The sequence below is a fragment of the Mycobacterium sp. E796 genome, assembly GCF_001672815.1.
Taxonomy (GTDB): Bacteria; Actinomycetota; Actinomycetes; order Mycobacteriales; family Mycobacteriaceae; genus Mycobacterium.
The window spans coordinates 1-19,649 of sequence record NZ_LZKK01000071.1; the positions used below are offsets into that span (position 1 = coordinate 1).

Here is a 19,649-nt window from a genome sequence, read left to right on the forward strand (position 1 = left end):
TAATTCGGATCGCCGTAGCCCCAGTTGACCAGGGGTCTCAGCACCGGTTGGACCAGATCGGCGATCGGGTTGCCGACATAGGCGATGTGCCGCACCGGATCCAGCAGCGGCAGGTTCTGGCTCGGGATCATGTAGAAGGTGGTGGTCGTGGCTCCCTGCGTCGGCAAGACGGTCGCCGAGTTGATCTGGGTGGGCGTGAGATTTTCGTAGCCGCCGTGCGTGGTCACCATTCCCACCACCGCATTCAAGTCGGCGAAGATATCGATCGGGTATTGCGGAAAGTCGGCCCAGCCGTCGTATTCGAGGGTGTAGACCTTGGTCACGAAGTCATTGGTCGGCATCGGACCAAGTGTCGAAAAACCCAACGTCGGCAGACTCAAACCCGGGAAGCGCGCGTCCCAGCCCCCGTTGGGATTCATCGAATTACCAAGCAGCACAAAGTTTATCGGCAAATTGCTCGGCGTGCCGGCGGGGTCCAGCAACTGCATTTCCAGCGCCGCGATGTTGGCGCCCTGCGAATAGCCGAGAACGTTAACGGTGTTTCCGGCGGCGAGTTGTTGTTGGATCGCGTTGTTCAGGATCGTGACGCCCCGAGCTATCGATATGTTTTGCATCAAGTCCTTGATGCCGCTGTCCGGGTATTCCCCCGCGGGCAGGGACAGGGCTTGGACGAGGCCGACGGGAAAATTGGGCGCCACGTACTTGCTGACGACGTTCGCAACAAAGGTTGCGGGAGGGATGGGCATTCCGCTGCCGCCCAGGACGAGCGTGACCGGCGGGTCCGCCGCGCTGGTCGCCGCGCCGCCGGTTGCGGCCAGCGCCGCCACGCCCGTGGCCTCGGTATTGGCATACGCGTCAGCGGCCGAGGTCAGCGCGCTGGCGAACTCGGTGTTCAACGCGGCCGCCCGCCCAAGCAGCGCCTGCCACTCCTTGCCGGTCGCGCTGAACAGGGCCGCCACCGCCGCGGACACCTCATCGGCGCCGGCCGCCAGCACACCGGTCGTCCGGCCCACCGTGGCTGCCGCGGCGTCGTTGAGCCTCGTACCGATCACCGCCATGTCCGCGGCCGCGGTCGCCATGACCTGCGGCTGCGCCAGTGCATACGCCATGGATCCCTCCCTCCCAAAGCCAGCATAGGGTGCTGCGAGGGGCTGGGCGGGTGTTCAGGCCAGGCGATCGTCGGGCAAGTCCTCGGCCACAAGGCCTTTCACCTGTTGGTAGTAAATGACCTTGCCGCCGCCGGCCCAATTGCCTTCGGGGATCTCATGAATCAGCGTCCACACATGAAACGCGCGCGGGCCCTGCGGCTCGATTCCCGCCGCGGCGCACACCGCGCCGTGCACGTCGGCGGCGAGCCGTTCCTTGCGGTGCTGATCCAGCGCCCCTTCGAACACGGTCAGGTCGACCCGGAATCGGGGCGCGCCCGGGCCGCGGCCGCCGACCGAGAGCTCGGCGGCCTCCACCGGGCGCAGGTACACCCAGGTGTTGTCCCGCAGAAACGCTGTGTCCGGGGCGCGTTCGGCGCGCAGTAGCACGGTCACCAGCTCGTCGGCCAGCCGGCCCAACGCGTCGTCGTCCATCGAGCCACGCACGAACGTCAGATCGATCATCGGCATCGCAAACCGCCTCACAGCTTCCGCAGGCCGCGCACGACCTTGACGTAGGGCGCGGTCGCGTATGCGCTCTTGCGCAGACTCGGTTGGATGGCGCCGGCGTTGCCCACCACCAGATACCGCATGCCGTTGTCGCGGAATTCCGCGATCTGCTCGACGACCTCGTCGGGCGTGCCCACCGCGAACAACTCCTCGACGAGCGATCGCGGTGCCTTCGCCGCGTAGGACAGCGCAGTCTCCTCGTCGATCAATTGCGGAATCAGGTCCTGCACGCCGGCGAAGTCGGCGCCCATCGGGTGTTCCACGCCGTGGCGGGCCCAGTCCTTGGCGGGGCAGTTGAGCGTAAACACCTTCGCGATGTCGGAATTCACTACTTCGTCGACCTCGTCGCGGGACCGGCCGGTCACAATGAAGCGGATGAGTGCCGGGGTGATCGCCATCGGGTCGCGTCCGGCGTCCGACGCCGCCGTGCGCACGATGTCGAGCTGCTCGCCGTATTCGGTGGCGCGGGTCGTTCCCGGGAACCACCCGTCGGCGTATCGCCCCGTGGCGCGCATTGTGCGCGGCCCGTGCGCGGCGATCCAGATCGGCGGCCATTTGCCTTTGTACGGGGGAAGCGCGAAAGTCGCGTTGTGTAGCGGGAAGAACGGCGAGTCGCGGGTGACCAACTCGCCGTTGGAGTTCCAGAGCGCGCGGATGGTGGCAACCGCCTCCTCGAAGCGCGCCACCGGCTTGGACCAGTCGACGCCGTAAGGCGCGTTGCTTTCCCGCTCGCCGGTTCCGATGCCCAGCACCGCCCGGCCCCGCGTCAGCAGGTGCAACGACGCCACGGCCTGTGCGGTGACCGCCGGATTGCGCCTACCGGCGTCGGTCACGGCCACCCCGAGGCGCATCCGGCCGAGCCGGTTGCGGCCGGCCAGGTAGCCGAGCATCGTCCACGGCTCGAGGTGAGCGTCGATCTTCGGGATCACCCGGGCCGCGCCCACGTGCCTGGTGGTCCACATCGACGGCGGCCACGCAGAACTGAGGTGGTCGGCCACCCAGAAGGAGTCGGCTCCGCAGGCGAGCCCGGTCAGGTAGTCGGCGTGGATCAAGGGTTTCGGGCCAAACCGCGAGTTGATCGTGTTGTGCATGACGCCCACGCCGAGACCGGCCATCGTGTCCGCTCCTTCGGGCCGCGGCCAGGACTAGCCGATCGGCTACCCGGGACGATAGATCACGGATCGCGGTTCATCAATGGTCAGCCGAACACCGGGATCAGCAGCCGCGACGACGACCGAACCGTGTTCAGGCTGCTGGTCCCGACGCTGGCGTGGCGGAAGTTCATGATCACGGGCGCCGACGGGTCCTGGTCATCGCTGGTGAGAATCAGGCGCATGCGGTGCCCGGCCTTGAACCGTCGGGCGTTGGGAACCAACGGGATTCGATAATCGACGTCCTCGCCCAGCGGCACCCCCCGCGCGTTGCGGCACGGCAATGCGGGCGCGCCGGGGCGGCTGGTCGCCTCGTCGACCTCGCGCATGCTGGCGCGTAGCCAGCCGGCCGTTACGTCGGTGGCCCCGCCGTCGGGCGCCACGTCCTGCAGTGTCGCCATCCACGCCGTGTCGATCGCGGTCGCCGAGGCGACGAGCCGCAACTCGATGTCGCCGACCACGTCGAGGTCCTCGGCGAGCGGTCCGCTCGTCCAGCTCAGCGCCGACGGCGGATCGATTTCGCTGGGCTTGACGCGGCCCAGGCCCGGGCCCAAGACCATGAATTCACGGCCGCCCGGCTCGCCCTCGTCCCCGTCCAGCCTGCCGTCGGCGCGCAGGGCGAGTTCGCGATGCGGGGCTTGCGACGGCGGCCACGAGTCGGCGGTGCGCCACTCGTCGGCGCCGGGCAGGAAGAATCGGATCGGCGGGCCGTCGGTGATCCCGGTGTCGCGACCCTTCAGCCAATGGTCGTACCAGGCTAGCGCCTCAATGTGCATGCTTTCCCACGGCCAGGTCAGACCGAACTTGCCCAGCATGCCCATCCGCACACAGGCGTTGTCCGACAACCCTTTCCACGTGGTGAAGGTCGAGGGAAGGTGCAGCGGCACGTTCTCCCAGTCGCACCCGAGATACACCGGGATGTCGATTTCCTTCAACAGCGGCAGCAGGTTTCGCTGCTCCCACCACTCGTCGCGGGTCGGGTGCTTGAGGACGGCGTCCTGCCAAAGCTCGTCCCAGGGGTGTGGATTGTGTGGCAGGCGAAGAAGCCGGCGGAGCATGGTCACCGCCGCCTCGCCGTTGGCGGTCTCGAACTTCTTGTGCACGCGTGGGCTTTTCAGCACGCGCCTGGCCAGGCCGACCGGCTTGCTGCGCCAGAGTCTGTCGCTGCGTTCGGCGGTGAGGCCGGTCATGGCGAGGAACGGTGTGACAAACGACGAACTGAGCAGGCCGTGGTGGTTCGCGCCGTCGTAGAGGTCCGCGGTTACGGCCAGCGGGAAGATCGCCTTGAGGTGGGGCGGCCGCTCGACGGCCGCCTCGAGCTGGGTCATCGCGAAGTAGCTGATGCCAATCATGCCGACGTTCCCGTCGCACCACGGTTGGGCGGCGATCCACTCGACGAGGTCGTAGACGTCCCGGCGCTCCTGAGCATCGAAGAAGCTGAAGGTGCCTTCCGAGCCGCAGGTCCCGCGCAGGTTGGCGATGACGTGCGCGTAGCCGCGTGGCACCCAGAAGTCCGTAACGCCGGCCTCGATGAAACCGGCCGGGGCGCCCAGGTCCTGCACCTGCCGCGGATAGGGCGAGGCCGCGAGCAGCGCCGGGAACCGCCCGTCGGATGCGGGCCGATGAACATCGGCCAAAAGCCTTGTGCCGTCGCGCATGGCGATAGCGGTGTTGATGTCGCTGCGCTTCGCGTGCCAGGGCTCGCTGAGGTTTCGGTATTGCCGGCCGCTGGTCTGCGGGCCGTTCAGCGTCGTTTCCATAGTTTCACGCTACGTTGAAACTAGTCTCAACGCAAGATGAAATTTCGCGGTATGGTGAGGTCGTGGCGAAACGGTCGATCACCCCGGGCCCGCGCGACGAGCGCGGCGTGCTGGCCGCGCGCATCGTCGCCGCAGCCCGCGACGAATTCGCCGAACACGGCTGGGCCGGCACGGCAATTCGGGCCGTCGCCCGCGCGGCGGATGTCGACCCCGCCCTGATCTACCACTACTTCGGCTCCAAGGAGGGGCTGCTCGACGCCGCCACCGCGCCGCCGCAGAGGTGGCTCGATTCGGTCACCGCGACGTGGGCCACGCCCAAGTCCGAACTGGGCGAGCGACTGATCCGCAACGTGCTGGACGTCTGGGCCGACGAGGACGTCGGCGCCGCGCTGCGCGCGGTGGTGCTGACGGCCGCCCACGAGGCCAAGACCCGCGAAAAGCTGCGGCTGATCATCGAGCGCGGCCTGATCGGCGGATCCACCCTCGGGGACGACGAGGACGAGCGGCTGCGACGCAGCGGCTTGATCGCCAGCCAGCTGATCGGGTTCGCGTTGCTGCGCTACGTCTGGAAGATCGAGCCGATCGCCTCGATGCCCGAGGACGAGGTAGTGGCCGCGATGGCGCCCAACCTGCAGCGCTACGTCGACGGCGACATCGCCGCGAGTTGAGCGTGACCGGGGCCTGCCATCGCCGTTGTGGCTCACATGATCCGACGCGAGGAGCGGCTAGATGTCCGTACGCGTCTGATGTCCCCGGTCTCTCCACTGCCGTGCGGGTTGGTTGCCGCCTGCTGCCGCAATCGCCTGGCCCGGTCGCGGCCGTCGCGCGTGAGGATATTCCTAACTCGCGATGCGGCGAATACGATTTCAACGGTCCTACTTCGCGTACCAGGGTGATACGGAGGGCGCCGTGTGATGGCAATTGACACGCCAGCTGTGCCCGACGGCTCGGCCGAAGCCGCCGAGTTAGAGGCGAAGCTGGCGTTCGATCAGGCGAGCGCACTTTTAGCCGCTCAACGTACCGATCTGAAAGAGTTGCAGTCAAAGGCGAAGGATCTTATCGGGCTTTTGACACTGGCTACAACGTTTCTCAGCGCGTTCGGCAAGGCCTATGCCGACACAGTTCTCAAGCAGTTGAAGGACCAGCCGCTGGCGCTGACAGTAATCCTGGTGGCGCTGCCAGTAGTGACGGCTGTGGCGGCGCTCTACGTCATGACACCCAATAGTAAGTGGATGTTCAACCTTGATGGCGCTTCGATAAAACTGTCGATGCAAAATCGCAAGCCGAATGTGAAATTCGCAGATCCCCGGGCGTTTTATCTCGGCTACACCGCCGTGTTCAGCCGTCTCGGGGCAGATAACGAAAAGATGCTCCGGCACAGAAAATACGGCGTGTGGATAGCGACGATATCCCTGGTAGCCACGATTGGCTATACAGGTGGCCTCGTACTCGCCTCAACCCCGGGCCCTTAATTTCTAAGGTCTAGCAGGAAGGATATCGCATGACGCAAAAAACCAACGATCCTCTCAAAGAGGACGAGCGGCCGGTGAGTGACGTTGGCCAGGCAGCGTCGAAAGAACCCGAGCTCGACGATATTAGGGGCGCAAAGTCGACTCAGGTGAGGCCATGATGAGCGAACCCACCACCTCCCCGGAACAAGAGCCCGATCTGTCGACGATCCATGGCGTTCCGGCGACCGCACTCACGCCCGATCTCAGCGACATCAAAGGCGCCAACACTATTCAGCATTCGATTACGGTTGGCGACCTCGACAATCCGTGACAGTCGAGCTCGGGACCGTTTCGTTGTCGGCCACCGCGCCTTACGGAATTGATATCGGGTCTGATAGCGCCTCGCACAACGAGTCTTATCGCAGCAATTACCGGATGCTTCGGTTGCGGAGCTTCCTTCTTCTCACGGTGGTCGCCGAACTCATAGCATTCGCCGGTGCGCCACCCGCGCAGGCCGATCCCGACGTGCCCCCGGTCAGCAACGCCGCGCGCGCGGCCGGGTTCGTCGACGTCCGCAGCGTGGTGCCCGATGCCATCATCGACCTGCGCTATGCGACGACGAACAATTTCACCCATACGCAGTTGTATCCGTCCGACGCCCGGTGCCTGGTGCACCAGTCCATGGCCCCGGGGCTCGCGACGGCCGCGACGGCGCTGCGCCCGCAAGGCCATGTGTTGGTGTTCTGGGACTGCTACCGGCCGCACGAGGTGCAGGTCAAGTTGTTCAACGCCGTGCCCAACCCGGCGTGGGTGGCTCGCCCGGGCGCGTACGCGCACAGCCACGAGTCCGGGCTTTCGGTGGACGTGACGTTCACCAGCGTGCAGCAGCAGTGCGCGGCCGAGCGGCAGGTCGACGGTTTGTGTCTGGCGGACATGGGCACCGACTTCGACGACTTCTCCTCGCGCGCAACGGCTTACGCGACCCAGGGCGTCACCGCCGACGAGCAGGCGAACCGGGCCCGCCTGCGGGACGCCATGCAGTACGGCGGGCTGACCCCCTACTCCGGGGAGTGGTGGCACTTCGACGGTCCGGGTGCGGCGGTCGACCGACCGATCCTCAACGTCCCCGTCGACTAGGCGTCTCGCATACTGAGACCGAAATATCATATTCTGAGCCACGCGGCTAGGCTCAGGCCATGGACGACGACCATGGGGCCCGCTACACGCACGGACATCACGAGTCGGTGCTACGCAGCCATCGGCGACGCACCGCGGAAGACTCCGCCGCCTACCTGCTGCCCCACCTGAGGCCAGGGTTGACGGTGCTGGACATCGGATGCGGCCCCGGGACCATCACCGCCGACTTCGCCGAGCGGGTCGCCCCCGCGGCGGTGCTGGCCGTCGATCAGGTCGCCGACGTCCTGGACGTGGCCCGCGCCGAGATCGAAGGGCGCGGCCTGTCGAACGTCACGTTCGCGACCGCCGACGTGCACAGCCTCGGTTTTCCCGACGACACGTTCGACATCGTTCACGCGCATCAGGTGCTGCAGCATGTCACCGACCCGGTGCGCGCGCTGCGGGAGATGCGGCGCGTGTGCCGACCGGGCGGAATCGTCGCGGCGCGGGACGCCGACTACGCCGGCTTCATCTGGTTCCCGGAGCTGCCCGAGCTGGATCTGTGGTTGGACCTGTATCGAAAGGCGCACCGCGCCAACGGCAGCGAACCCGATGCCGGCCGGCGGCTGCTGTCATGGGCGCTTCAGGCCGGCTTCGACGACGTCACCCCGACGGGCAGCGTCTGGTGCTACGCGACACCCGACACCCGCGACTGGTGGGGCGGCATGTGGGCCGACCGAATCCTGCACTCCGATGTGGGGCGGGACTTGCTGGCATCGGGACGGGCCAGCGCGGCGCAGCTCGAGGAGATCTCCGCGGCGTGGCGGGCCTGGGCCGCGGCCCCGGATGGCTGGCTGTCGATGCCGCACGGCGAGATCCTCTGCCGCGCATAGCCTTCACGCTGTCGGGTTCGGAGCCGCAGGGAAACCCCCGCAAAGAGATTCAAAGGCATCGGCGACCTTCAGGACCGTGGCGTCGTCAAATAGTTTGCCCACGATCATCATCCCAACGGGCAGGCCATCGAGCAGGCCGGCGGGAACCGAGATCGCGGGATGGCCGGTTATGTCGATTGGAGCGGTGTTGGTTGCCTTACCGACCATGCGTTCGAGAAGCGCGAGTTCCTGCGGGCTGCCGGTCGGGAGGGTATCGGCGGTGCTGGGCACGGTCGGCATGACCAGTACGTCGTATTGCGTGAGTGCCGCGTCGTAAGCGGCGCGCAGCTGCGGCACTAGGTTGCGCGCTTTGGCATAGCTTGCGCCGCCGAGCACTTTTAAGCCAAAGTGGCCGCATAGTGCCGTCGCCTTGATGATGCTGGAGAGCTCGTCGGCCTTGACGACACGCTGTCTTGCGAAGTGCGCCATAAGTTCTGGGTCGTACAGGCCGTCGGCGCCGAGCCCATAACCATTGCCATCCAACATCTGATAGCTAGCGCCGTCGGTAAAGAGGACGGCGAACAGATGTAGACCGTGGCGGTGCCACGGCACGCTGATTTCGGCTACGGTGCAACCGATCTCGGTGAGCCGCTCTGCCGCCGACCGGATCAGGTCGTCCGCGTCGGGCAGCGAGCCGGCTTGCCCGAAGCCTTCGGTGACAACACCCACCCGCAGACCGGCGACATCGCCGGTGAGGGCCGCCCGATAGTCGACCGCGGCAATCTCGGACGGCTGGCGCGGGTCCTGGCCGTCGGGTCCGGCGAGCACGGTGAGAAGCAGTGCGGCGTCGGCGACGGTCCGTGTCATGGGGCCGACGTGATCCATCGTCCGCTCGATCGGGAAAGCTCCCGTGTAGGGGATCAGCCCGTGCGTCGGCTTGTGCCCGACAATGCCGCACAGCGACGCCGGGATACGGATGGATCCGCCTTGATCGCCGCCGAGCGCCAGCTCGACCTCACCGGCGGCGACCAGTGCGGCGCTGCCGCTCGATGACCCGCCGGTTTCGCGCGTGGTGTCCCAGGGGTTGCGCACCGGTCCGGATGCCGAGGTAAAGCTGGACCCGGACGCGCATAGATCCTCACAGACACTCTTGCCGGCGATCGTCGCCCCGGCAGCAAGCAGCCGCTCGACGACGGTTGCATCGCGGCTGGGGACAAACTCTTCCACCGCACGCGACCCGTTCATCATCGGAATGCCGGCCACGGCAATGTTGTCCTTGATCGCCACGGCCCGTCCGTTCAGCGGTCCTTCGGCAGCGGCGGCAATGTCGGTGGTGACGTACCAGGCGCCGAGGGGGTTGTCGCCGGGCTCGGGGAACCGGTAGGCCCTGTCGGGGGTCTGCGGGCGAGCGAGCTCGTCGTACAGCTCGTCGATCACGTCATAGGACCGCAACGTGTGCCGCACAACGTCCAGGTAGCCACGTTGGGCGTCGGCGTCGAGATGGAAGCCGAAGTGCGTGGCCGCGGCTTCGATGTCCGCTGCCGATGGTCGGGAAACGGTCATGTCGACCTCCGTCGTCTAGGCCCTCGCGACCAGGAGCTTAGGGCGGGCGGTCAATCACGGCCGCGACCCGTGCGAGTTGCAGTTGTTTGCCCAGGTCAGCGGTGCGGTATTGGCATTCTCTTTTTTTGCAAGTACGTTATTCATCGATGGATAACGCTGCTCAGACACCGTCGGGCATCCCACTGAAGCCCGCGTACGGACCGGTGGACATAACCGCGGAACCGCCGCCACCCGGGGAGTTCCCCTTCACCCGCGGCAACTTCGCGTCCGGCTACCGCGGCAAGCTCTGGACGTTCCGCCAGTACTCGGGATTCGGGACCGCCGAGGAATCCAACCGCCGTTACCGCTACCTCCTCGAGCAGGGCGGGACCGGGCTGTCGGTGGCGCTGGACCTGCCCACCCAGTGTGGTTACGACTCCGACGACCCGGAGTTCGGCGAGGAGGTCGGCCGCGTCGGCGTCGCGGTCGACACGCTGGCCGACTTCGAGATCCTGTTCGACGGCATCCCGCTGGACAAGCTCAGCACCAGCATGACGATCAACGGGACGGCCGCCATCCTGCTGGCGTTCTACGTCGCCGCCGCCGAGAAGAAGGGGATACCGCGGGCGAAGCTTACCGGGACCATCCAGAACGACATCCTCAAGGAGTACGCCTCGCGCGGAACCTGGATCTGGCCGCCGGAACCGTCGCTGCGGCTGATCGCCGACACCATCGAGTTCTGCGCGGCCGAGGTTCCGAGGTTCAATGCGATCTCGGTGGCCGGCGCGCATTTCCGCGATGCCGGGGCCAACGCGGTGCAGGAGATGGCGTTCACCCTGGCCGACGGGGTGACCTACTGCGACACCGTGGTGGAGCGCGGCCGCATGACGATCGACCAGTTCGCACCGCAGATCTCGTTCTTCTTCTACACCCACGGCGACTTCTTCGAGGAGATCGCCAAATACCGTGCGGGGCGGCGTCGTTGGGCGACCATCGTGCGGGAGCGCTACGGCGCGACGACGGACAAGGCGGCGATGTTCCGGTTCGGCTGCGTCTGCGGCGGCGCGTCGCTGTACGCGCCGCAGGCGCACAACAACATCGTCCGGGTGGCCTACGAGGCGATGGCCGCGGTGCTGGGCGGTGTGCAGTCGATGTTCACGGCGGCCTGGGACGAGCCGTTCGCCCTGCCCACCGAGGAAACCACGACACTGGCGCTGCGCACCCAGCAGATCCTCGCCCACGAAACCGGGGTGGCCAGCGTCGCCGACCCGCTGGGCGGGTCCTACTTCGTGGAGGCCCTGACCGATGCGACCGAGGCCCGCATCCTCGAGATCATGTCCGACCTCGAGCGGCACGGCGGCATGGTCCAGGCGATCGAGGACGGTTACCTGCAGGGCCTGATCGCCGACGAGGCATTCAAGATGCATCAGGAGATCGAAGCCGGCACCCGCCCGGTCGTGGGGGTGAACCGGTTCGTGACCGAAGAGCCGGAACACGACGTCGTCACCTACGAGCTCGACGCCGAAGGGCGCGATCTGCAGCTCAAACGGCTGTCCAAGGTCAAAGCCGAAAGGGATTCGGCGGCAGTCGGAGCCAGCCTCGCAGCGCTGTCACGAGCCGCCGAAGGAAACGACAACCTGATGCACAACTTGATCGACTGCGCCAACGCCTATTGCACGGTCGGGGAAATGGTCTCGGCGCTCAAAGCGGTGTGGGGCGAGTTCCAGCAGCCGGTGGTGTTCTAGGTGGCGGTAAGAATTCTGGTGGCCAAACCCGGGCTGGACGGACACGACCGCGGCGCGAAGATCGTCGCGCGCACGCTGCGCGACGCGGGCTTCGAGGTCATCTACACCGGCATCCGCCAGCGCATCGAAGACATCGCGTCGATCGCCGTCCAGGAAGACGTCGCGGTCGTGGGCCTGAGCATCCTGTCGGGAGCGCATCTGGCGCTCACCGCGCGGACCGTCGAGGCGTTGCGCGCCGCCGACGCCGCAGATATCGCCGTCGTCGTTGGGGGAACCATCCCGCACGCCGACGTCCCCAAGCTGCTCTCCGCCGGCGCCGCGGCGGTATTCCCCACCGGGACACCGCTCGACGTTCTGGTGCGCGACATCCGCGCGCTGACCGGCACCCCGGACCCCGAAGCAAAGGAACCACAGTGCGCGTCGGAGTGATGATCGGCGCCGAGCGTGGCGACATGGCCCGCAAGGTGGAAAAGCTCGTCTCCGATATCGAATGGGCCGAATCCGCGGGGCTGGACACCGCGTGGATGCCGCAGGTGCCCAACGACTTCGACTGCCTGACCATGGTCTCGTTGATGGCCGCGCACAGCTCCCGCATCGAGCTCGGCACCGCGGTGGTGCCGCTGCAGGCCCAGCATCCCATCGCCCTTGCCCGCCAGGCACTCTCGACGCACGCCGTGGCCGGGGGACGGCTGGCGTTGGGCGTCGGCCCGTCGCACCACTGGATCATCCGCGACATGCTCGGCTTGCCGTACGAGAGGCCCGCCGCCTACACCCGCGACTACCTGCAGGTGCTCAACGCCGCCATCGCCGGGCCCGGACCGGTCGACGTCGAGAACGATTCGTTCACGGTGCACAACCCGACGGCTATTGGTGCCGACACCCCGATGCCGGTGCTGGTCGCCGCGTTGGGGCCGGTGATGCTGCAGATCGCCGGCGAACTCGCCGACGGCACCGTGTTGTGGATGGCCGACGAGCGCGCCATCGGCGACCACATCGCGCCGAAGATCAGCAAGGCCGCCGCGGATGCCGGCCGGCCCGCGCCGCGGATCGTCGCGGGCATCCCGGTATGCCTGTGTGCGCCTGCACAAGTCGACGAGGCCAAGGAGCGGGCCAACCGCATCCTGGGCGAGGCCGAGGTGTCGCCCAACTACCAGCGCCTGCTCGACCGCGGGGACGCCCGCGATGTCGGTGACCTCTGTGCGGCCGGCGACGAACACGCCATCCTGGCCCGGATGCGCCGATTCGCCGACGCCGGCGTGACCGACCTGTCGGTGCGGCTGCTGCCGATCGGCGACAACCGGGACGAACTCGTCGCGTCCAAGCGCCGCACCCGCGACATGATCGCGTCGCTCGCAGCGGAGTTGCGTTGACGGCCGACGCGGGCCCGCTGGCGGGAATACGCATCCTCGAGGTCGGCACCATGCTGGCCGGTCCGTACGCGACCATGCTGCTGGCCGACCTCGGCGCCGAAGTCACCAAGATCGAGCCCCGCGGCGGGGAGATCTCCCGCGAGGTCGGCGCCAGCTACTTCGCCAGCCTCAACCGCAACAAGTCCAGCGTCACGCTGGACCTGAATTCCGAAGCGGGACAGCGAAAGCTGGGTGAGCTGGTCGCCGAAGCGCACGCGCTGCTGGTGAACCTCAAGCCGTCGGCCATCCGGCGGCTGGGCCTCACCTACGACGAGCTACGACAGCACAACGAGCGCATCGTCTGCGTCGCGATCACCGGATTCGGCCTATACGGCGGCGACGATCCGGCTTTCGACTACGTGGTCCAGGCCGGCGTCGGCACCGCCGCCCTGACCGGCGACCCGGACGGCCCGCCGACGCTGCCCGGCTACTCGTCGGCCGACAACTCCACCGGAATGTGCGCCGCGCTGGGGCTTTTGGCCAAAATCATCTCCGGAACCGGTGGGCAGGTGGACGTGTCGCTGCGCGACGTGATGCTGTCTCAGCTCAACTACCACGCCTCGGCATACCTCAACAACGGCGTCGAGCCGCAGCGGCGCCCACATGGCGCCCACTCGTACTACGTTCCGGCTCAGCTCTTTCCAACCGCGGACGGATATTTGGCGCTGTTCATCACGCACGACGGCTTCTGGAAGTCGTTCGCGGCCGAAGCGGGCATCGGGGGATTCGAAACCATGGCCGAGCGCGTCGCCCGCCGCGACGAGGTGCTCGCCGTCGTCACGGCGATGCTGGCGACCGACACCGCCGCCGGTTGGGAGCGGCGGCTGCGTCCCCTCGGCGTCCCTGCCGCGGCGGTCAAGACGCTGCCCGAGGCGCTCAAGGCGACGCCGGAAGTGGTTGTGGCGGCGGGTGATTTCCGCCTGGTCGGCAGCCCGATCCACGTGTCGGGCTACGAGCCCGACTACCGGCCCCCGCCGGAGCTAGCCGAGGGCTGAAGCGGGCGGCCCGGTGAGGTGGGCCTCGGCGAGTTTGCGAAAGGCCGAAACGAGACGGCCACGGTCGCCGGCGCGCGTCGCCAGAACGACATGGCAGGGCTCGACGCCCTTCAACGGGACCGTGGTGATGTCGGGCCGCAGCGCGCTGCCGCGGAAGCCGGCCGTGATGGCAACCGCCTGCCCGGAGGCGATGACTTCGAACTTGTCCTCGAGCGCGTCGATGAACGGTCCATCGGGCGCTCGGCGCCCGTCCGGGCGGGGATCGATGCGCCAGAAGGCACTCCACGCAGGGTCGGAGTCCCGGATCCGCGGCATCGGTTCGTCGGCGATGTCGTCGAGAGTCACGAAATCCCGACCGGCCAGGCGGTGGTCGACGGACACGGCCAGCATCCGGGGCTCGTCGTAGAGGATGGTGACGTGCAGCCCGTCGGTCGGAAACGGTAGCCGGGTTACCACCGCGTCCACCCGGTGCCCGAGCAGAGCGTCGAGGGCCTGGCCCCAATCCAGGTGCGACACTTGTACTTCGGCGTCCGGATGCTCGCGGCGCAGCTCGCGCACCGCGGGGGTGACGATCATCCCCGTCGTGTAGCCGATCGCGATGCGGCTGGGCTGCCCGGCGGCCCGGGCCTGGGCGGCGGCCTGCGCGGCGGAACGCAGCAGCGCCTTGGCGCGGGGCAGGAACACCTCGCCGGCCTCGGTGAGGCGGGTGCCTTGCGGCGTGCGATCCAGCAGTCGAACCCCCAGCTGTTGCTCGAGTCGGCGGATCTGGCGGCTCAACGACGGCTGGGCGACGCGCAGCACGCTCGCGGCCCGGCCGAAGTGGCGGTGTTCGGCGACCGCGACGAAATACCCGACAAGCCGCAGGTCGAGGTCGATAACCGGCAATGCCGATTCGGTCATGCGTGCAGTGTATCGCGATTGGTCGGACTCCGGTTTTGCGAAAAGGGCGCTCAAATGCGGCGATGCCAATTCGGTATCGCGCCATATGGAACAGGTCTTGGACATCCGGAGCGGGATGCTCGTTGACTGGAAGTCGCGAATACGGTGCAACGAAAGGATCATCCATGCGGGTCTTTGTGACGGGCGCGAGCGGACACATCGGTTCGGCCGTCGTCGACGAACTCATGCAGGCGGGACACCAGGTCACCGGGCTTGCCCGCTCCGACGAGTCCGCCGCGGCGCTCGAGGCCAAAGGTGTGCGGGTGCACAGGGGCGACCTCGACGACCTCGACGGTTTACAGTCCGCCGCGGCGGCGGCGGACGGTGTCATCCATCTGGCCTTCAAACACGACTTCGACGATTTCGTGGGCGCCGCCGACACCGACCTGCGCGCCGTGCAGGCGATTGGCGAGGTGCTCGTCGGGTCCGACCGCCCCTTCGTCAGCACCTCGGGCACCCTGCTCCTGTCGCTGCTGGGGCAGGGCGGTCCGGCCACGGAACAGGACACGCTGCCCGGTGGACCGCGCGTCGACTCCGAGAACGCGGTGATCGCGCTGGCCGACCGAGGGGTGCGCTCCTCCGTGATCCGGCTCTCGCCGTTGGTGCACAGCGATCTCGACCACCACGGCTTCGCACACCACCTCATCGACACCGCCCGCGAGACCGGGAAGTCCGCGTACATCGGTGACGGCGCTAACCGCTGGCCCGGGGTCCACACCCTGGACGCCGCGCACCTGTACCGGCTGGCGCTCGAAAAGGCCCCTGCCGGAACGCGTTTGCACGGTGTGGCCGACGAGGGCGTGCCATTCCGCGATATAGCCGCCGTGATCGGCCGCCACCTAGAGGTGCCGACGGTCAGCATCCCAGCTGAAGAAGCCGATCATTTCGGCTTCCTTGCGCTCTTCGCCGCACTGGACAATCCGACGTCGAATGCGCTGACCCGCAAGGTGCTGGACTGGAAGCCCGAGGGCCCGGGGCTGCTGGAGGATCTCGATGCCGGCCACTACTTCGGGCGGTGAGCGATACCGTGGCTGACGCGGTCGTCGACTCGACTCGAAAGGCGCTGGGGCCGATGGGCGTATGCCTGCCTGTCTCGTTCACCGACACACTGTCCGCCGACGCGCTACGCGAGACCGCGCACAGGCTGGAGCGGTCCGGATACCGCGCCGTGTGGACCAACGAGGTGATCGGCAAGGACGCCCTGGTGCAACTCGGCATGCTTCTGGCCGACACCGAGCGCATGGTGTTCGGCACCTGCATCGCCAACATCTGGGCGCGGCCCGCGCAGACCATGCACGCCGCGGCCGCCCAACTGGCGCAGGCGTATCCGGGTCGGCTCGTGCTGGGCATCGGGATCGGATATCCGGAGCAGGCGGCGAGCGTCGGCCGGGAATTCGGGCGCCCACTGAGCACGATGCGCGACTACCCCCGACGTGGCCGCCCGCGCCGGACGCGCCCTACGCCCGCATCGTCGCCGCCAACGGGCCGAAGATGCTGGCGCTGGCAAGGGATCTCGCCGACGGGGCGCTGCCGGCCGGGCTGCCGCACGAGTTCACCGCGCAGGCGCGCAGCGCGCTCGGACCGGACAAGCTGCTGGTGGTAGGCCTGTCGGTGGTTCGCGACATCCAGGCCGCCCGCGAGTCGGTGTCGGCGAGCCTCGCCGTGCCGTCCTATGCGTCCCGGCTGGCGGGGCTGGGCTACTCGTCGCGCGACATCGACGAAGTCAGTGACCGCCTGGTCAATTCCGCTGTCGCCCATGGCCATCCGGCGAACATCGCGCGCAGCATCCGCGCACACTTGGCGGCCGGAGCAGACCACGTCACGTTGCTGCCACCGGTCGGCGGCGAATTCGACGCCGCCGTCGAACAACTCGAGGAGCTGGGCCCGGCGCTGGCCGGGCTGGCGGAGCCGGCCGTGCCATGACCCTCGAAGCTACCGAGTAGCTGCCCGAACGTGCGGCTGGCCACACGTTCGGGTTCGAGCGTGCGGCCAGCCGCACATTGGCGGTCGGCTACCGCGACGTGAGCTGCTTCTCCGCGTAGAGCCGCGCCCACTCGGCGCGCGACCGGATGGACACGTCGACGTCGGATGATTTGGCGCGCAACGCTTTAACCGTCGCCTGGTCGCGGGGGGTTCGGGCGAACGGATCCCAGCTGAAGAACCGGCAGGCGTTGCCCCAAGTGATCTTGTTCATGTCGGAATCGTCGGCGCCGGCGGCGTTCAGCTCGGCCAGAACCTGTTCGGGTGCGTCGGGCCAGAAGCAGTCCGAGTGCGGATAGTCGCACTCCCACGCGATGATGTCGATGCCGATCTCGTGGCGCAGTCTCAGCGACGTCTTGTCGGTGACGTAGCAGGCCAGCGAGTGCTCGCGAAAGACGTCGCTGGGCAGCTTGTCGCCGAAGTCGCGGCGCAGCCACTTCTGGTTGGTGTAGTGGCGGTCGCTGCGGTCCAAATAGAAGGGAATCCAACCGATGCCACCTTCGGAGAACGCAAACTTCAGCTCGGGATATGTGCGCATCGCGGGGCCCCACAACAGATCCTGAGCGCACATCGCCGAGACCTGGGTGGCCAGGATGATCATGTTGTCGATCGGCGCGTCGGGGGCCATGCTGATCGCCCCGAACCCGGTGCCGATGTGCAGGCACATCACCACGTTTTCCTCGGACAGCGTCCGGAACACCGGCCCCCAGTAGTTGTCGTCGTGATAGCTCGGAAGCCCTTCCAGATGAGGCAGTTCCGGCATCGTGACGGCCCGGCAGCCCTTGGCGGCGACGCGGCGGATCTCGGCGCACATGCCGTCGGGGGTCCAGGTCGGCAGGATTGCGATCGGGATGAACCGGTCGGGGTAGGAGCCGGCCCACTCGTCGATGTGCCAGTCGTTGTAGGCCGACACCATCACCAGGGTGACGTCTTCGCGCGTCATGTTGAGGTGCCGGGCGGAGAACCCGGTGAAGGTCGGGAAACACATCGACGCGAGGATGCCGTTGCGGTTCATGTCCCGAACGCGTTCGTGGACGTCGTATACGCCCGGCCGCATCTCGGCGAAACCGGCCGGGTCGCGGCCCCACTCCTCGGCCGGCCACGACACCACGGCGTTGAGCCCGCTCACGCCCTGCGGCCTGCCCTGGTACATCCACTGGTCGACGCCCTTGTCGTCGACCATGACGATCGGGGCCTCGTCCTTGTATTTGGCGGGCACATGGCGCAGGAACATGTCCGGCGGTTCTACGACGTGGTCGTCGATGCTCACCAGGATCAGGTCGTCGACATTCATCAGGCTCAGCGGCTCCGCTCGCTCGTCGTCTCGAACAGTTTCGGGATCGGCGCGGGATCCAGCAGCAGGGCGTCGGACATGTTCAGCTGCCCGGCGTTGGCCATCATGTTGTCCAAGATGGCCTGCAGATCGTCGCCTTCGAGTTCGTAGATGGCGATATAGGGCCCCTGCCCGTCAACCGGGCGCAGCCGTCGTGCCGCGACGATTCCGTCGAGCCTCAGGAGTTGGGGTATGTGCACTTCGTCGTACCAGGCGTTGTACTCCTGATCGCGGTCGGGCGAGCTCGGCCGGCTTTCGACGTACATGATTCCCTTGGCCATTGCCGCCGCCTCTCTGTGGCTACTCGTAGCGCACCGTGACGGAATCCGTGTCGGGCACGCCCTGGCACGTCAGAATGTAGCCCTCGGCAACCTCGTCGTCGTCGAGAGCGTCGTTGACCCGCATGGTCGCGTGGCCCTCCTCGAGCCTGGCCATGCAGGTGCCGCAATTGCCCGCCTCGCAACTGAACGGCGGTTCCAGGCCGGCTCGCCGGGCGCTTTCCAGCAGCGTTTCGCCAGGGACCAGCGGGACCGTCGCCTTCTTGCGGTCGAGGTGAATCGTCACCGTGCCGACCTTGGCGCCAGTATCGGATGCGGGATCTGTCACCCGTGGAGTCTCCTCGATGATCGTGGTGACCGTCGCCATGACCGCCCTTCCCATATTTGCATTCTTCAGTATAGAGAATACTATTCTCACAGGGCGATAGGGTCTTCTCAAGGCGTTCGGACTGCTGGAAGGAACGGGACGTGACCGAGCCGGCAGCGCTCGTGTTCGAGGAACGGCGGTTGAGCCCGCCGCGACTCGACGCGTTGGCCGACGGGCTGGCCGCGACCTTGACGAAACGGGGTGTCATCCCGGGTCAGCGGGTCGCGGTCATGGCGTCGAACCGGCCCGAGTTCGTGGCCGTGCTGCTCGCGATCTGGCGGCTGGGCGGCACCGCGGTCCTGATCAGCCCCGCATGGAAGCACGACGAGGTGGACCACGCGCTGGCGATCACCGGCCCCGCCCACGCCGTCGGGGACCATCCGGTGCTGGGCCGCCTGATGCCGATGTTGCACCTGGACGAACCGATCACCCCCGGGGAGCCGATATCCGGGTCGCCGCAGCCGCGCGCCGACGCGGTGCTGGCATTCAGTTCCGGCACCACCGGTCTGCCGAAGGCCGTGCGCCACACGCACGCGGCGTTACAGGAGGCGGTGGGGCACTGGCGCGCGGCGCTCCAACTGACGGGACGCGACCGGATTCAGGTCGCCACGCCGCCGTCACACATCCTCGGCCTGCTCAACATCCTCACCGCGCTGCGGACCGGCGCCCGGATGCGGCTACATCCGCGATTCGACATCGACCGGATGCTGCAGACGATCGAGGAAGACCGCATCACAGTCGAGATGGCAGTGGCGCCCATCGCGTTGGCGATCGCCTCGCACCCCCGGCTCGAGACGTACGACCTGTCCTCACTTCGCTTCATCATGTGGGGGGCAACGCCGGTCAGCCCCAGCGTCGCCGAGACGGTGACCCGGCGGACCGGCATCGGTTGGGTGCCCGCCTACGGCACCACGGAATTGCCCGTCATCGCGTGTAATCCGCTGCAGGGGGCGAGACTCGACTCGGTCGGCCGTCCGGTGCCGGGGGTGGACGTGCGCGTGGTCTCGTTGGAGACGGGCCAGCCCGTCGGCCCGGGAGAGGTCGGCGAGATCCAAG

20 protein-coding genes and 1 pseudogene are annotated in these 19,649 nt (G+C 67.3%); 12 read left to right on the forward strand and 9 right to left on the reverse strand.

The window, feature by feature from the left end; translation table 11 throughout:
- From A5706_RS06500 to A5706_RS06515, 4 genes are all read right to left on the reverse strand, one after another.
- Positions 1 to 1,109: PE-PPE domain-containing protein (locus A5706_RS06500; protein WP_156766982.1), on the reverse strand; the 1,109-nt coding region annotated here is incomplete at its 3' end.
- Positions 1,110 to 1,163: 54 nt separating this feature from the next.
- The gene (locus A5706_RS06505; RefSeq protein ID WP_068128363.1) at positions 1,164 to 1,616 is read right to left on the reverse strand and encodes a tautomerase family protein; all 453 of its coding nucleotides are present in this window, start codon (positions 1,614 to 1,616) and stop codon (positions 1,164 to 1,166) included.
- Between the two features lie 11 nt (positions 1,617 to 1,627).
- Positions 1,628 to 2,770, reverse strand: a complete 1,143-nt coding sequence (locus A5706_RS06510) for an LLM class flavin-dependent oxidoreductase (protein WP_068128365.1) — start codon at positions 2,768 to 2,770, stop codon at positions 1,628 to 1,630.
- Between the two features lie 83 nt (positions 2,771 to 2,853).
- Positions 2,854 to 4,566 carry a CocE/NonD family hydrolase gene (locus tag A5706_RS06515; protein WP_068128367.1) on the reverse strand — a complete coding sequence of 571 codons (1,713 nt, stop codon included), beginning with the start codon at positions 4,564 to 4,566 and terminating at the stop codon, positions 2,854 to 2,856.
- 62 nt (positions 4,567 to 4,628) lie between these two features.
- Here A5706_RS06515 and A5706_RS06520 point away from each other — a divergent pair, with 62 nt between their 5' ends.
- From A5706_RS06520 to A5706_RS06535, 5 genes are all read left to right on the forward strand, one after another.
- Entirely contained in the window at positions 4,629 to 5,234 is a 606-nt protein-coding gene (locus tag A5706_RS06520; protein WP_068128368.1) for a TetR family transcriptional regulator, read from the forward strand.
- A gap of 246 nt (positions 5,235 to 5,480) precedes the next feature.
- Complete coding sequence (locus A5706_RS06525) at positions 5,481 to 6,038, forward strand: hypothetical protein (protein WP_156766983.1); 558 nt, start codon at positions 5,481 to 5,483, stop codon at positions 6,036 to 6,038.
- 157 nt (positions 6,039 to 6,195) lie between these two features.
- Positions 6,196 to 6,348 carry a hypothetical protein gene (locus A5706_RS32905; protein ID WP_156766984.1) on the forward strand — a complete coding sequence of 51 codons (153 nt, stop codon included), beginning with the start codon at positions 6,196 to 6,198 and terminating at the stop codon, positions 6,346 to 6,348.
- A 104-nt stretch (positions 6,349 to 6,452) separates the two neighbouring features.
- Positions 6,453 to 7,154, forward strand: a complete 702-nt coding sequence (locus A5706_RS06530) for a M15 family metallopeptidase (protein ID WP_068128393.1) — start codon at positions 6,453 to 6,455, stop codon at positions 7,152 to 7,154.
- A 59-nt stretch (positions 7,155 to 7,213) separates the two neighbouring features.
- Positions 7,214 to 8,026: a methyltransferase domain-containing protein gene (locus A5706_RS06535; RefSeq protein ID WP_068128372.1), complete on the forward strand. Its 813-nt coding sequence runs from the start codon at positions 7,214 to 7,216 to the stop codon at positions 8,024 to 8,026.
- Between the two features lie 3 nt (positions 8,027 to 8,029).
- On the opposite strand, the gene A5706_RS06540 is transcribed toward A5706_RS06535, so the two are convergent.
- Entirely contained in the window at positions 8,030 to 9,568 is a 1,539-nt protein-coding gene (locus A5706_RS06540) for an amidase (protein ID WP_068128374.1), read from the reverse strand.
- Between the two features lie 146 nt (positions 9,569 to 9,714).
- Between A5706_RS06540 and A5706_RS06545 the strand changes: the two genes are divergently transcribed.
- Genes A5706_RS06545 through A5706_RS06560 form a run of 4 tightly spaced genes read left to right on the forward strand, consistent with a single transcriptional unit; the run spans position 9,715 to position 13,696 of the window.
- Entirely contained in the window at positions 9,715 to 11,292 is a 1,578-nt protein-coding gene (locus tag A5706_RS06545) for a methylmalonyl-CoA mutase family protein (RefSeq protein ID WP_068128377.1), read from the forward strand.
- Positions 11,293 to 11,721 carry a cobalamin B12-binding domain-containing protein gene (locus tag A5706_RS06550; RefSeq protein ID WP_068128380.1) on the forward strand — a complete coding sequence of 143 codons (429 nt, stop codon included), beginning with the start codon at positions 11,293 to 11,295 and terminating at the stop codon, positions 11,719 to 11,721. It begins immediately after the preceding gene.
- A complete protein-coding gene (locus A5706_RS06555; RefSeq protein ID WP_068128381.1) occupies positions 11,706 to 12,662 on the forward strand; it encodes an LLM class F420-dependent oxidoreductase in 957 nt (318 codons plus the stop codon). Before A5706_RS06550 ends, A5706_RS06555 begins: the two co-directional genes overlap by 16 nt.
- On the forward strand, positions 12,659 to 13,696 hold the full coding sequence (locus tag A5706_RS06560; RefSeq protein WP_082964222.1) for a CaiB/BaiF CoA-transferase family protein: 1,038 nt from the start codon (positions 12,659 to 12,661) through the stop codon (positions 13,694 to 13,696). The genes A5706_RS06555 and A5706_RS06560 overlap by 4 nt, the downstream gene beginning before the upstream one ends.
- On the opposite strand, the gene A5706_RS06565 is transcribed toward A5706_RS06560, so the two are convergent.
- The gene (locus A5706_RS06565; protein ID WP_068128397.1) at positions 13,682 to 14,596 is read right to left on the reverse strand and encodes a LysR family transcriptional regulator; all 915 of its coding nucleotides are present in this window, start codon (positions 14,594 to 14,596) and stop codon (positions 13,682 to 13,684) included. The two genes, A5706_RS06560 and A5706_RS06565, sit on opposite strands and share 15 nt — an antisense overlap.
- Positions 14,597 to 14,760: 164 nt before the next feature.
- On the opposite strand from A5706_RS06565, the gene A5706_RS06570 reads away from it, so the two are divergent.
- On the forward strand, positions 14,761 to 15,654 hold the full coding sequence (locus tag A5706_RS06570) for an SDR family oxidoreductase (protein WP_068128383.1): 894 nt from the start codon (positions 14,761 to 14,763) through the stop codon (positions 15,652 to 15,654).
- Positions 15,655 to 15,707: 53 nt separating this feature from the next.
- A pseudogene (locus tag A5706_RS35165) lies at positions 15,708 to 16,558 on the forward strand (LLM class flavin-dependent oxidoreductase).
- Between the two features lie 88 nt (positions 16,559 to 16,646).
- Here A5706_RS35165 and A5706_RS06580 read toward each other — a convergent pair.
- From A5706_RS06580 to A5706_RS06590, 3 genes are read right to left on the reverse strand one after another with little or no spacing between them, the layout of a single operon-like run.
- Complete coding sequence (locus tag A5706_RS06580) at positions 16,647 to 17,909, reverse strand: amidohydrolase family protein (RefSeq protein ID WP_068128385.1); 1,263 nt, start codon at positions 17,907 to 17,909, stop codon at positions 16,647 to 16,649.
- A 5-nt stretch (positions 17,910 to 17,914) separates the two neighbouring features.
- Entirely contained in the window at positions 17,915 to 18,229 is a 315-nt protein-coding gene (locus tag A5706_RS06585; protein WP_068128386.1) for a DUF4286 family protein, read from the reverse strand.
- 19 nt (positions 18,230 to 18,248) lie between these two features.
- A complete protein-coding gene (locus A5706_RS06590) occupies positions 18,249 to 18,608 on the reverse strand; it encodes a 2Fe-2S iron-sulfur cluster-binding protein (protein WP_156766985.1) in 360 nt (119 codons plus the stop codon).
- 86 nt (positions 18,609 to 18,694) lie between these two features.
- On the opposite strand from A5706_RS06590, the gene A5706_RS06595 reads away from it, so the two are divergent.
- On the forward strand, positions 18,695 to 19,649 hold a 955-nt coding region (locus tag A5706_RS06595; protein ID WP_068128391.1), incomplete at its 3' end, for a class I adenylate-forming enzyme family protein.